The organism is Pseudooceanicola aestuariicola (assembly GCF_045763785.1).
GTDB lineage: Bacteria > Pseudomonadota > Alphaproteobacteria > Rhodobacterales > Rhodobacteraceae > Pseudooceanicola.
Window position 1 is genome coordinate 312712 of sequence record NZ_JBJGSF010000001.1, and the last position, 13274, is coordinate 325985.

The 13274-nt window shown below is 57.7% G+C and carries 14 protein-coding genes; 3 read left to right on the forward strand and 11 right to left on the reverse strand.

Features of this window, described 5'->3' with window-relative positions; genetic code table 11:
- Positions 1 to 176 precede the first annotated feature (176 nt).
- From ACI3GR_RS01395 to ACI3GR_RS01415, 5 genes are all read right to left on the reverse strand, one after another.
- Positions 177 to 1118 (reverse strand): reverse transcriptase family protein, encoded by a 942-nt coding sequence (locus ACI3GR_RS01395; protein ID WP_407492046.1) that lies wholly within the window; start codon positions 1116 to 1118, stop codon positions 177 to 179.
- Positions 1099 to 1404, reverse strand: coding sequence for a helix-turn-helix transcriptional regulator (locus ACI3GR_RS01400; RefSeq protein WP_407492047.1), 306 nt, complete (start codon positions 1402 to 1404; stop codon positions 1099 to 1101). The genes ACI3GR_RS01395 and ACI3GR_RS01400 overlap by 20 nt, the downstream gene beginning before the upstream one ends.
- 768 nt (positions 1405 to 2172) lie before the next feature.
- Positions 2173 to 3372, reverse strand: a complete 1200-nt coding sequence (acmB, locus tag ACI3GR_RS01405; RefSeq protein ID WP_407492049.1) for a methyl acetate hydrolase AcmB — start codon at positions 3370 to 3372, stop codon at positions 2173 to 2175.
- 96 nt (positions 3373 to 3468) lie between these two features.
- The gene (locus ACI3GR_RS01410; protein ID WP_407492050.1) at positions 3469 to 4491 is read right to left on the reverse strand and encodes an AraC family transcriptional regulator; all 1023 of its coding nucleotides are present in this window, start codon (positions 4489 to 4491) and stop codon (positions 3469 to 3471) included.
- Between the two features lie 353 nt (positions 4492 to 4844).
- On the reverse strand, positions 4845 to 5795 hold the full coding sequence (locus ACI3GR_RS01415; protein WP_407492052.1) for a hydrogen peroxide-inducible genes activator: 951 nt from the start codon (positions 5793 to 5795) through the stop codon (positions 4845 to 4847).
- 99 nt (positions 5796 to 5894) lie between these two features.
- Here ACI3GR_RS01415 and ACI3GR_RS01420 point away from each other — a divergent pair, with 99 nt between their 5' ends.
- A complete protein-coding gene (locus ACI3GR_RS01420) occupies positions 5895 to 6860 on the forward strand; it encodes a sodium-dependent bicarbonate transport family permease (RefSeq protein ID WP_407492054.1) in 966 nt (321 codons plus the stop codon).
- Positions 6861 to 6907: 47 nt separating this feature from the next.
- Entirely contained in the window at positions 6908 to 7036 is a 129-nt protein-coding gene (locus ACI3GR_RS01425; protein WP_407492056.1) for a hypothetical protein, read from the forward strand.
- 44 nt (positions 7037 to 7080) lie between these two features.
- On the opposite strand, the gene ACI3GR_RS01430 is transcribed toward ACI3GR_RS01425, so the two are convergent.
- Positions 7081 to 7308, reverse strand: a complete 228-nt coding sequence (locus ACI3GR_RS01430; protein ID WP_407492058.1) for a YdcH family protein — start codon at positions 7306 to 7308, stop codon at positions 7081 to 7083.
- A 151-nt stretch (positions 7309 to 7459) separates the two neighbouring features.
- On the opposite strand from ACI3GR_RS01430, the gene ACI3GR_RS01435 reads away from it, so the two are divergent.
- Positions 7460 to 8392 (forward strand): hydrogen peroxide-inducible genes activator, encoded by a 933-nt coding sequence (locus tag ACI3GR_RS01435; RefSeq protein ID WP_407492060.1) that lies wholly within the window; start codon positions 7460 to 7462, stop codon positions 8390 to 8392.
- 995 nt (positions 8393 to 9387) lie between these two features.
- On the opposite strand, the gene ACI3GR_RS01440 is transcribed toward ACI3GR_RS01435, so the two are convergent.
- The 5 genes from ACI3GR_RS01440 to ACI3GR_RS01460 all read right to left on the reverse strand — a co-directional run bounded on the left by ACI3GR_RS01440 (position 9388) and on the right by ACI3GR_RS01460 (position 13139).
- On the reverse strand, positions 9388 to 9720 hold the full coding sequence (locus ACI3GR_RS01440; RefSeq protein ID WP_407492061.1) for a hypothetical protein: 333 nt from the start codon (positions 9718 to 9720) through the stop codon (positions 9388 to 9390).
- Between the two features lie 58 nt (positions 9721 to 9778).
- Positions 9779 to 9973 (reverse strand): helix-turn-helix domain-containing protein, encoded by a 195-nt coding sequence (locus ACI3GR_RS01445; protein ID WP_407492063.1) that lies wholly within the window; start codon positions 9971 to 9973, stop codon positions 9779 to 9781.
- Between the two features lie 133 nt (positions 9974 to 10106).
- A complete protein-coding gene (locus tag ACI3GR_RS01450; protein WP_407492064.1) occupies positions 10107 to 10766 on the reverse strand; it encodes a hypothetical protein in 660 nt (219 codons plus the stop codon).
- Entirely contained in the window at positions 10759 to 11970 is a 1212-nt protein-coding gene (locus ACI3GR_RS01455; protein ID WP_407492065.1) for a tyrosine-type recombinase/integrase, read from the reverse strand. The genes ACI3GR_RS01450 and ACI3GR_RS01455 overlap by 8 nt, the downstream gene beginning before the upstream one ends.
- A gap of 266 nt (positions 11971 to 12236) precedes the next feature.
- Positions 12237 to 13139, reverse strand: a complete 903-nt coding sequence (locus tag ACI3GR_RS01460) for an AEC family transporter (protein ID WP_407493580.1) — start codon at positions 13137 to 13139, stop codon at positions 12237 to 12239.
- Positions 13140 to 13274: the final 135 nt, after the last annotated feature.

The window sequence follows — 13274 nt, forward strand, 5'->3', positions numbered from 1 at the left end:
CGTGGTCGCATCCCGCCTTGTCCGCTGGCGCCCGGTAAATGCCCAGAGCGGCAGATCTTCGAGAAAACTGTCGTTGGTGATGTGCCCTGCGAGCCGCGTATCTTGGAGTCGCTTCCCCGACCCCGGCCCTTACCGGTCATTCAGTCGGCGCAAAATAAAGGTCGGCTTTGAGTTCTTCAAGTCTTCGGGTTTTCAACTTGTTTCCGCTGAGAAAGGCGCCCCGCGATTTGATTGTCGATCCGCTGCTGGAGTTTTGGGTTCGTCGTCCTAGCGCGCTCCTGCTTCAGCTCTGCAAGTCGCTTCAGTTGGCGGTTGGGAAGGTGTGTAGCCCCACCCTTTACAATGACTCCTGTGATATCGGCCGGGGCGTTTATCAAGCTGACTTCCTTCGATGCCTTTAAGCGTAGCCCGTTGCCAAAGATAAGCTTTTTGATCTCCCAGATCAGCGCTTTGGGCACGATATCGCCGGAAATGGTTATGTCGTCTGCATAGAGGCTCAGTTTACACCCTTTCGCCCTCACCAGCTTCTCGACGGCAAGCCAGATATGGCTGTTGCTGTAGTAGGCCAGGATCGGGCTACAGGGAGAACCTTGGGGCAGGCATCCGCCCAGAGTTGCGAGGTGAACCAAAACGGCGGTTACGTCCCGAGAGCATTCAAGCTCCCGATGAAAAAATCGGGCGACGTTGTTGGCTGAACAACTTGGGAAGTAGTCCGCGACGTCCAGTAGCCAGAACGCCTTGGCCTCTTTGTGGTGTGCTGCGTTTTCGACGTATGAGCGTCCTTTTACCGGGCTGAAAAGAAACTCTGGAGCTTTGACGCGCCCCAGAAGATCACCAATGCGGCCTTGCATCGCTTTAAGCTGCGGGTCGGGAATGTCGATAGGGCGGTAGTTCTCCGCCTGTTCCGGCGTTGGAGGCTGTTTCAGCCAGGCGCCTTTTTCATCATCCTTTAGCTTCTTGTGCTTCCAGCGGCGAACGTAGAGGTCATGGCGGTGGCTGATCTCGTCCAAAGTATCGGCGGACACTCTGAGAAGCTTAGCCAGTTGCTTCCGGCTTCTGAGGCGGAAAAACGGGCTATCCTTGAGTTGGTAACCCTCTTCAGGCTGCGTCTTCGGCATCAGCTTTCCTTTCAATGAAACGCAGAATGTCGATGACCTTGCCTGCAATTTTTGAACGGATTTTGTCGCCAGACTTGGCGCTAGGCAACTCTTCCGCAAAGAACATGATAGAAGAAACCGGAATTTTGAACTCTGTCGCATATCTCTGGATCAGATCGAGCGAGGGGGATTTGTTACCCTTTTCGATCTCCGAGATATGGGACTTCGAGACGCCGAGTTTTTCCGCCAGTTCGACCTGTTTCAAGTCATGGAACACTCGGATCAACCTTAGTGCTTCATGTATCATCGTTTCATCCCGTTTGCCTTTCCCGCTTAGACATTAGGCGGGCGGCGATTAGCCGGGCGATCCGAAAATCGCCATCAACCACCGGACAAGCCGGTAGATGAAGATGGCCACCCTAAGGATGACCATCACGGTGCGAGGGTTCCGGAGTTTCCTCCAAAACCGACGTCGCCGCCGCCGTCGGTGTGTATCTTCAGAGAGAGCCATATTGCTCCTCCTTTCTGTTGGCCCCGGCGCAACATCCAAAACGGATACCACTAACCAAGGGTCCTCACCCAACAGAAAACGGAAACCGACGACTAAACCCTTTGCCTAGACGCGATAGCTGTCCTTGCTATCGCGTCTGCTTCGCCCGCCGCCGTCCCCTCGTCCCCCTCCGGGGGCCTCCGGGCCGTCTGCGGTAGAAGTGGTAGAGGGGAAAACCCCTCCGCGCTTGAACAAGTCCAAGCTGGGTATGAGGAACTTCTTCCGTTTTTACACAATTGGCATGTGGGGACGGGGGCGTCGGCTTTCAAGGGAAAAAGTTCACTGTAGGCGAACTTTTTCTGACGTGGTCGAATAGGTGGGTTTTTCCAAAGGAGACATTGAACCAGAACGCAGCGAACGGCGGCTCCCCGCCCTTGACGACCAAGTCATCTCCCGGCGCGGAGCGGTCATTCGATCAAGCGTCGCCAATAACTTCTTTGGGTCATAACCTCTCTAAGGCGCGAAAACCGGCAAGTCGGACGGGGCGCGCGGGCGCCCCGTCCATTGGCATAGCAGAAAACGTGGTTATTGGCCCGAGAGGGCCGCGTAGACCGCGCTTTCAAAATCCATATATCCTGGGAAAGACACTCCATCCGCGAACGGCAGGATCTGCGTTGCCCAGTAGCCACCGATGCCATTCTTGCGGTCGATCCAATAGTAGCTGTTGGCAAGCCCGGCCCAGCCAATCGCTCCGGCGGGACGTCCGGTCGGGGCTTCTTCGGAATTGACCATGAAAGTGTAGGACCAGTCCTTGGGCATGCCCGGGAAAAACTCCGCGTCGTTTGAAAGCGAGGGAATGACGCCGGGCAGCATGGTGACCTTCTGCGGCGGGACAAGGGCACCCTGCACGGCCCATTCGACGGTTTCGGGCTTCAAAACCCGCCCGTTCGGGCCTGCACCGTCGTTCAACCACATGCGGATGAACTTCATGTATTCCGGCACGGACGCACAAAGCCCATGGCCACCCATGTGCACCTCGGGGTCGTCTGGCAGCGCGAAGTCATCCATTGGGGTCAGCCCGCCATCCTCGCCTCGCGCGTGGATGGTCGCGGTCCGCTCTTTCATGCCAGGCGACCGGGTAAAGGCAATGTCCTGCATGCCCAGCTGGTCAAAGATCCTCTCTTTCATCACCTCGCCCAGTCGTTTGCCGCGGATGCCTTCGACAACCTGTCCGACCCAGTCGATGTTCGTGCCATATTCCCACTTTGTGCCCGGATCGAACAGCAGTGGCGTTTCAATGCAGGCACGGCTTCCGGTGACGACAGAGGGTTGGCCCTGCTCTTCGGCAAGACGCTTGTAAGTCTCGTTAAAGAAATCATAGCCGAACCCGGCCGTGTGCAGCATCAGTTGGCGGGTCGTGACATCGCTTTTCGGGGCGCGCAGGCGGGGGGGCCCGTCCGCGTCGAACCCGTCGATCACCTGAAGTTCACCAATGGCCGGGGCGTAGTTTTTGGCCGGGGCATCAAGGTCCAACAGACCCTCTTCGACACATTGCAGGGCTGTGGTGCCTGCAATGGCCTTGGTGGTCGAGAAGATGGCGAAGACCGTATCTTCTGTCATCGCGTCGCCGTCCAGCCGCCGCTCTCCGGCCGCGCCAGAGTAGATATCGCCATTACGGTCCGTGGCCATGGCGACAACACCGGGCACACGTGACGGACCGGTGACGCGCTCATTCAGAACTTGGTCGCAACGGGCTTTCAAATCGTTTGTGTCGATGTCCTTCATTGGTTCCTCCCTTAAAGACATGCAGGAAAGAATGCCGGACACCGGGCGGGCACGCTGTCCGCGACCGGTATGATCTGTCCGATTTCGGAAACAGAATTAGTTCGGGCGGGTGCCTCGCCCGACCCGGCCGCGCGTCTGCGACGGTGTTTCTCCAAATCTGTCGCGATACCGCCCGGCTAACGCGCCGAAGTTCGAAAAGCCCCAGTCGGACGCGATCGCGGTGACTGTCACATCGTTTGGCATCTTCTCAAGATCCCGGCGAAAGCCCTCAAGCCGGCGCGCCGCCAGAAAAGCCCGGGGCGATAGGCCCCGAAACTTTTGAAACCCGCCGGATAGCGTCCGCGCAGAAACGCCGACACGTTTGGCCACATCGCCAATTGAAGGTGCTTCGCGCGCTTCGGCTTCCATGAACTCTTCGGCTGCGCGAACGTAAGCAGGAGCGGCACATCGAGCCCCCGTTTCAAGGCTCACTCCAGCCGCCGACGCCCACTGACGCAGAAGTTCGACGCAAAGCATCTCTTCGATGTGCCGCGCCAAGACTGTGTCGGACGCGACCTCACCTTCGCGCGTCAGGGCGCGCGTGGCATAATCCAGCAGCGCGGGCCAGGCTGAGTTGGGTCCGCCGATCTTGACGCGGCTCGTCCACAGCCGATCATCCGGCACAAAACCGAACCACCGCTCCGCTGTTTCAACCATCGCTTGATGTGGAATGGTAAGGTTCAGCTGCATATGGTCGGGATCACCCTCAAGCCAGTATTCAGCCCGCGAACAATCCACGACAAAGCTTTCACCTGCACCGGTATCAACAGAGCCGCCGTCGGTCTGATGATCCAATGCCCCGCGCAAGGTATTCAAAACGAGGATGTTTCCGGCATCAGGATCGAAACGGTCAAGGTGAATACCCGTGCCGTAGGCAAACCGGGTCATGGTCACACATCCCGCCTTCGCCGAAATCATGGTCGCGTCCGGCCGGGAAAGACGATCCAAAGGCCGCACGCGATACCGCATATAGACCGATCGGCAGAAGTCCTCTACCTCGTCCCAATCGGCTGAATGCGTCTTCTGCTGGTGCCGGATCGGCGCCCCCAACGAATCCAGAACAAGTGCATGTTCCAGCAAAACCCCGCTCCTCCCCGTGGTTCAGGCGTCAATGTAACACGATTCTGGCGCGGTAGACATCAGGCGTTGGTCGTACAGTTATCGACGGGGTGTTTCCGAGGCGCCGACGCGGTCGCGAACTGGCGAAGGTTCTGATCGAGCGCGTTGTCCCTCGGCGTGTGAGGCTCAACAATGCCGACATTGGTGCAAGCCGCAGCTAAAGTCCGCTTCCCGCCCGAAGGAACAGCGATTGCTCCCCACAATCAACGTCGATCAAAGCCGCGACGATGGGTGATTTCCCGCAACATACCCGTCGCCAATGGTGCGAGATGCAAAGAACCATGTCGGATGAGTATAAGATCGCACTCAACAAATTATCCGTGCTGAGATTGAGAGCTATCGTTCTCATTCCTTTGGGGCGGCAACGTATTGAGCTCAAGTCTTCGCGAAGCTTCTCGAAGTATCCCGGCGAGGCGATATGCAAAAGCCTCTGACCGATCTGATGGAATGAGGAGGCTGATCGTGCGGTCGGCGTCGGGCATGGCGAGAGGCATGATCTTGACCTCGCTCCTGTGGACGCCCTGTAGACGGGCAAAAAGGTCGGGCAGAATTCCGATCCCCGCTCCAGTAGCCGCCATTAGAACGATCGAGTCGAGGCTGGTCCCCTCATAGTCGTCGGAGACAGTGGCCCCGCTCGCCCCCGCGATACCGTAGACGATCCGCGCCAGCCGATGGCCGGTGTCCAACGTCAACAGTCGCTGTCCAGTCAGATCTGCAGGCTCAACCCGCGACCGGTGCGCAAGGGGATGGTCCAGCGCAACTGCAACCCATAATGGCTCAGAGAATAACGGGTGCTGAAGCGTGTTAGGGTGGTCCTCCGGCGTAGATATCACGGCGTCGAAGCGACCGTTGCGGATGCCTTCATCAAGGCTTGCTGTGTTCTCCTCGCGCACGATGACCCGCAGCTCGGGTTCCGCCGCATGGAGGGCCTGCACGGCCTGCGGCAGGAGATATGGCCCTATAGAGGGAAGGACACCAAGCCGCAGTCGCCCGCCGAATGGAAGGTCTGACCGCATGACGGCTCTCAGGGCTTCGACCTCTGACAGGATACGCCGGGCACGGGTCACGAACTCCAGCCCCCGGGCCGTTGTACGTGCGCCGGACCGCCCACGTTCGAAAAGGCGAATCCCCAGTTCGGTTTCCACTGCGGCGATCTGGTTGGACAGGCTCGGCTGGCTCACGTGCAGCACCTCGGCGGCGAGGCCGAAGCTGTTTAGTTGGTGCACGGCGACGATGTACTCCATCTGGCGCAAAGTAGGGCGCATTCATAACCTCAAGCTATGCTAATCATCTGATGATTGTATTTAAGCTATTCATGAATTCCCGGCAACAGGCCCACACCCTGTCATCGGAGTTTTAGAGCAATGCAGATATTCGATAGCCTCGTCGGCAACCTTATGGTTCCGACCATCCTGTTCTTCGTCCTCGGCCTGCTGGCCGCTGTCCTGCGTAGCGACTTGTCCATTCCCGAAGGGGCCGCAAAGATAATGTCGCTCTACCTGTTGCTGGCGATCGGCTTTAAAGGCGGCCACAGCTTGGCTGACAACGGCCTAAATGGCGACGTCTTCGCCGCCCTCGGGGTCGGATTGGTCCTGTCGTTCCTGATCCCGTTCATCGCCTTTGGCTTGCTGCGCGGGCTGACCCGGTTGGACACGCTGAATGCCGCGGCGGTGGCCGGTCACTACGGCTCGATCTCCATTGTGACCTTCGTGGCGGCATCCAGCCTGCTGGACCTGTCGGGCATCGCTTCGGACGGCTACATGGTCGCTGTCGCCGCCGCGATGGAAGTGCCCGCCATCCTCTCGGCACTCTGGATCGCGCATCGCTATGGACGGCAAGGGGACACCGGCAGCGTTCCGGCGAGAGAGTTGTTCGCCAATGGCTCCATCGTACTGCTGGCCGGGGCTTTCGTCATCGGGGCGCTGACACAGGACCGCGGCATGGACATGATCGCCCCCTTTGTCGTCACCCCTTTCACTGGCATCCTGTGCCTGTTCCTGCTGGACATGGGGCTTTCAGCAGGGCGGAGTCTCTTGCGTAATCGTCATCTTCTTAACCCGGGGCTCTTCATCTTCGGTCTGATGATGCCAATGATTGGCGCGGTTCTGGCTATGGGGCTGGGCGCGCTCATCGGACTGCAGACAGGCAGTCTTTTCCTGCTAATGGTTCTTGCCGCGTCGGCCTCATACATCGCGGTTCCGGCCGCCATGAAGATCGCGCTGCCGAAAGCCGAGGCGGGCATATACCTGACACTGTCGCTTGGCGTGACCTTTCCCTTCAATGTGACCGTGGGCTTGCCGCTCTACCTGTGGCTGGCTGGGCTGGTCTGAAAAGCGGAGGGGCCAAATGGCCCCTCCGTGCGTCCGGACTATTTTAGATGAGTGCCAGGGGACGCACTGTGAACAAGCGCCAGTTGACGGATATCGGGACATCCTCCGTCAGGACCATCATCATCTTCGTCGAGGATGGCGCGGCGCATGTCCTCAAGGTCCGGACTATGCAGTAAGGGCGCGGTGCGGCTGAATAGGTGGGCGTGGAACATTCTGCCCCTCACGCCATATGTGCGGGACGCGTATCGCCACCGCCGGAATGGACGCTGTAGCTGGCGATCTGGTCTTTCAGACGTACACGCTGCTGCTTGAGACGTTTCAGTGCGATGCTACAGGGAACCGGACGCCGCAGTTCATCTTCGATCTGCTTCGCCAGGTTCTGACGGCGACGGCGCAGTTGCGCGATCCTTGCCGTGAATGCGGGACGATGTCTGGCGTGCGTGGTCATTATATTCTCCTTAATCGCGGTTGCTCGGGACGATCCGTCATGATCGCAGGGTTGATGTGGGAAATTTTTTAATTGGAGGTAGAGAGCGGACCCTGAAATTTTGATAGGCTTTGCCTATATTCCGGATGAACGTTCAATTCGGGAAAAAGTGATGTCCGGCGACCTGACCCTTCGGCAATTAAGCTATTTCGTGGCCCTCGCCGACGCGCGCCATTACAGGCGCGCTGCGGAGCGCGTCGGGATCAGCCAGCCCTCCCTCAGCCAACAGATCGTCGGCCTCGAAGGCGCACTTGGCGTGACACTGATCGACCGCGGACAACGCGGAGCAGTTCTGACACCGCAGGGACGTACCATCCTTGAGCAGGCACGCCGCATCATGGACGAGACCGCGACGCTACGAGCGTTGGCGCAGGATGCGAAGGAAGGCGTGAACGGTACAATCAGGCTTGGGTCGACACCGACCCTTGGGCCGTATCTCCTGCCTCATGTTATGGCTAAGCTGCACAGCGCTTATCCCGATCTAAAGGTGATAGTGCGCGATGCGGCTCCGGCTGTTCTGCAAGACGAACTGCTGAGCGGAGAACAGGACCTTATCCTGACGCAGCTTCCAGTGCCTTCGGCAGATACCGAGGTGATGCGGCTGTTTCGCGAACCCCTGAAACTGGTGATGGCGCGGGACCATCTTCTGGCGCAGGCATCTTCGGTTTCAGACGCTGATCTGGCTGGTCAGGATGTCCTAACACTTTCCGGTAGTTACCGACTGCACGCCCAAGTGGCGGGTCTGTGCGAGGAACTGGGCGCCAACCTGCGCCGTGACTACGAAGGCACCAGCCTCGACGCACTGCGCCAGATGACGGCTTTGAACATGGGCATCAGCTTTCTTCCAGCGCTTTACGTGCGGTCCGAGGTCTCGACGGAAACCGGTGATGTTGTTGTTCGTCCCTTCCGGCGGGATCGAATGACCCGATCCATTGGCTTGGCTTGGCGGCGCCGGTCAGCACACGTCGGAGTCATCCGACACATGGCAAATGTTATCTCGAAGGTGGTCAGAGCGAAATTCGCTGAGCACGTGGTCTTGGAGTGATATTTTTCAATGCCGCGGCTTCAAGTTCAGCGATGCTGGAGGAGATTGAGCAAGACCGGACCTTGCGTGGGTGCGCAGCGAAAGTCAGCTTTCCGCCCAACCCCGGCGTTCGCCAAAGCGGCACCGGCGGTACAACGACCGCCGGTGTTACAGTTCAAATGCGTTGGTTTAGCGAAGTCCTATCCTAGCTCTCGCTGAGCTTCCAATTTCTGCAGAAATACCAAAAACCCGGCCGTCGAGCTTGACGGGTGTCGGATGCTGGAGGGGCTGGGTGGCTATGTATTCAGCTGCGCCGAAAGCTCCGTCGGCTGAAGTCCTAACCATATCGACCTGCCAACCGCCGCTGTTGGAACGAGAGAAATAGTCCCCTTCGTAAGGAACGTTAACGGCTGCCGCGCTATCCCCAGTCAATTTCTCCAGTAGCGACACGAGTTCTCTCAGACGGTGTACGGGCCAAAACATCAAGCAATGACAATGCACCCCCATTCGGAGCCCGACGTCCCGAGCCCATATAAGTGCCAAGGAGTGGCCAAGAGACCGTAGAGAGACGCGGAGCGCGCGGATAAGGCGCTGGACGCGCTCTTGATCGGGAAGGGCGAGGATATGACCTTCAGCGCGGTCTCCATAAATGCAGGCTCCCCATGTGATGGTCACCATGACAGTCATAGGCAGATCGCTGCGGTGGGCAAACTCGACCGCTTCTCGCGCGGATTGGCGTCGTTTTCGAAGTGCGCGTTCTGATAGAGGCTGTTTCTGCTTATTGCTTCCCTTTGCCTTAATACCGGTAGCTATATTTTCGCTACTATTAGTGAGCTGCGGCGCACTTGGATCGGAATCCTTGTTATTATAGGCCCTGGCTGCTCCGGCGGGCCGTTCATCCTGTCGAGTTAGTTCCGCCGAATTTCTGACCGGAGCCGTCGTGAAACTGCGCTTCTGCAAAGAAAGAGGGGGCCGAAGCCCCCTCTCACCTGCTTTTTTGTTGTTTTCGGGTCCCGTCATTTGGTCAGAGTCCCAGTGCGCGTCGCCCAACAATTCATGACGTAAACAGCGTACCGGCTGCCATCGGTCCGGCACTGCATGACGGTAGCGATTTCAAAACCGATCTTCCGCAACTTCGAAATCTGGCTCTTGATACAGAACCCATCGGCCACGGTAATCGGGTGGAGGATCAGAGCCTCCAAGACACGCCGAGAACCGGCCTGAACCGTCGCGGCGCTATAGCGCCCGTTGGCGAAATAGTCGTAGGAGCGAGTGGCCGTGAGGTCGGGCAAATCTTCCCAAGCTTTGAGCTGTTTAACTGCGGACGGGGTGAGAGTGGTGCCGGACATATGACAGCCTTTCAATTCGAGTGTTTCGACATTTGCGAAGGGGAGGAGAGAAGACATGTTAGGCAACGCTCTCGTCGATCCAGCGATCCAGCTCACTGCGTTCGATGCGCGTACTGCCGCCGATCTTAAGGAGCTTCAGGCGGCCTGCCTTAGCCTCGCCATAGAGCTTGGTGCGGCACACACCCGCGTAGTCGCTGCCTTGACGCAGCGTGAGCAAGCGCCGTTGGTGAATAGGGGTGGAGTTGGTTTGCAAACTTGAACCTTTCTAAACAGTTCGGTCGAAGGCGGAATTGCCTCGAACGTCTGTGAACTGTCATGGTCAGGTTAGGCTTCGCAAAACGGATGGATTTAGAAGCTAGTAAAAATCCATTCCTTAGTGCCTGTTTTTACTGAGAATAATCTAGTGGTGGGTTATCGAAGAGCTCAGCGCGCGCAATGTTCATCGGAGCCGAGAGATGGAGAGGCCAATCAGAAAAGTTCAAAGAAATTGCTTCTGCAAATATCATTGCTTTGGATGAGGGATTACCGTTCGCATCTAGTCCCAAAGCAATCAACTTTTTCCAGTTCGGAGGAGGTTCTTGCCCAAGTTCTTTCGGATAGGGTCCACTCACAGGAAAATTTGTTCGGCCTTCAGGATTCCAGCGCGAAAAGATATCCAACACTAAGTAGCATCGCCCTACGTGGACGGGGAGCGTTTTGGGGAACGGATTTTGAAGGAAACCTTCGTGGTATCGTTGCGCTCTTGTCGCGATCTGCGTCAATTGATCCAAAAGGGTGGGTAGGGGTTGTCGGTATCCTTGGGCATCTTTCAAGATGTCCGGATCAATTTTCGCGAATGCGTTGCTCAGTTTTTCAATTAATTTCAAAGAGCTAGAAGAGGCCGAGTGGCTGGTTCGGTAGTGCGCTCTTGATCGGTCGTCGCCCTTCAATGCCAACAGGTGTTCCACATCGCGAAGCAACCTCACCTTTTGGTCTTTTGATAATCGAGTAAGTCTCAAGCCCAGTTGGCTCCTGATTGTTCGAACCAAACCTGTTTTGTTAGCCATGTATCTTCAGAACTTTAGCCGAATTTCCCGTGACCATGCTGGTCCATTTTTCTAGCGCAACCCGGCGCTCTGGCAGGCGGTCATGCCTATTATAAACCCCCGCAACGGCGCTTGGCGCAGAGCCGACCGCACCGTGATTTAGAAGCTTATCTACCGTTCGCTCGTCGATACCACCCGCAGCCAGCGCGGTAGCCATAGCCCGTCTCAAATCGTGAAGACGCCACGACGGGAAATCGTTACCAAGAATTTTGTCCAACTGCTTCTTCGCATGAGAAACGTTCGAAGTCCCGCCTGTGCTGCCGAAAATGAAAGCGTCCGGTGAGCCGCGTTCTCCAAAGCAAGCCTTAGCGGCGGTTGTTAAGTGAGTGATATGCGGTTTGCCGTTTTTCGTTTTGGAGCCGGACAACTCGATTTCGTTTTCTTTGATGTCACGCCACTGAAGGCCAAGAATTTCACCGCGCCGCTGACCTGTCAGGACGAGGAGCCGGAAAGCTGAGCGCCAAGGCTCTTGGAGCTTTTCGCAAGCTTGATAGATCGTTGCGACCTCAGAGATCGACAGCGTCAGCTCTCGCGCTTTCTCGTCGCCCGCTTTGTCCAGCTTTGCCCCGATGTCTTCAGCCACATAACCGCGCCGCCAAGCCCATTTGGTGAAAGCTCGAATGGCCGAACGAAGGCGGTTAGCCATAACGATTTTGCCTTCACGAGCCTTCGCGTCGATAGCAGCCTGTAGGAAGGCGGTATTCATGTCGGTGATGTGAGTATCAAGGATTGAGCTCAAGACCGCCTGGAGTTGCTTCGTCCTCTCTGCACCAGACCGAAGCTGCGACAAGTTCATATCAATATAATTGGCCAGAACGGCGCGCACCGTGACTTTGCGTGCTTCATCGGCAGCCTTAGCTGCGCGGGCCTTCTCGGCTTCACCTATACGGTCGATGCCGTTCCTTGCTTCGACCCTAATTTCGGCTGCAAGGTTTCTAGCTGCCGCCAAAGACATCTCCGGATACTCACCCAATGTGATCTTTCGCTTCGGGCCAGCTTTAACCCGGACTTCTGCAGCCCAAACTCGGCGCATGCCGTCTGGGCGGCTAGGGTCAGGTGATACGCGTAGACGCAGTCCTCGCTGTGCTTCGTCCGAGATGTCTAAACGCTGGCCTACTTCCGCTTTGGCACTTCGCACGAACGGATCAGATAGCTTGTGCCGCACAATTCCTCCTTGACACCCTCCAAGCTGCGATGCCTCTGGGAGACAACTGGGAGACAAAATTTTGCAGATGCCAGCGAACATCCTCGGACGAATTTAGACACTCTTCGCCATGATATCGCAAGTTTTCGTTTTGATTTATATCAACAAATTTCGCTGATCCGAACCAGGGTGGACGGATTTGGATTTTGGCGGAATTTGCTCAAAATCGCCTGTTCACTGACTTCTAATCAGCAGGTTGAGGGTTCGAGTCCTTCAGGGATCGCCAGTCACCCCAACACCCACAGCACCACCGGAATCGTCGCCACCGCCGCCAAGGTCTGTGAGGTGATGATGCCCGCCATATAGGTCCCGTCGCCCTTCAGCTGTTGCGTCAGCACATAGGCCGTGGTTGCGGTGGGGATGCCGCAGAAAATCACCAGCACCAGGGCTGACACCGGGTCCAGCGAAAAGGCCCAGCCACAGGCGGCGGCGATCAGGGGCATGATGAACAGCCGGGCCATGCCGACGGCGGTCAGGGCAGGCAGGTCCAGCCGCAGGGTCGCAGGCCGCAGTGCCGCCCCGACGCAGAGCAGGCCAAGGGGCAGGCTGGCGCGGCCCATCAGCTCCAGAAACCGACCTGTGCCGAAGGGCAGGCCAATCCCGGTCAGGCTTAACGCAAAGCCCAGAAGGCAGGCGATGATCAGCGGATTGCGCAGGATCGAGCGTGCCAATACGCCCGGCGATCGCAGGGGGCTGTCCTCGCTAAGTGCCATGATCGAAATGACGTTGACCAAGGGCACCGCCACCGCAAGGTAGACTGCCGCGCGGGCTAAGCCTTCGGGCCCGGTAAGGCTGCCGACGATGGCCAATCCAAGGTAGGTGTTGAAGCGGATGATCCCTTGAACCGCGGGGCCAAACCGCGCGGCGGGCTGCGGGCGTATCTTGCGCCACAGGGCCATCAACACGACAGCGATCAGGATTGTCACGACTGCGGCGCCGCCCAGTCGCAGGATATCCGGATCGCGCACGGGGGCGTCGGCCAGCGACACCACCAGAAGCGCGGGGAACAGGATGAAATACGTCAGCTTTTCCGCCGCAGGCCAGAAATCCGCGGTGGGAAAATCCCGCCGGGCCAGAACGAAGCCAAGGCAGATCAGCGCAAAAAGAGGCCAGATTGTCAGGATCAGCAAAGGAGCGGGGCCTTTCATATAATGACGCTGGCTTAGCACCGGGCACCACGGATTGACCAGTGCAGGACCGCCCTGTGCCGTCCCACATTGCCAAGCGCCTAGCCTTGTGATCCTGTCAGGGCAAAGACGAGGATC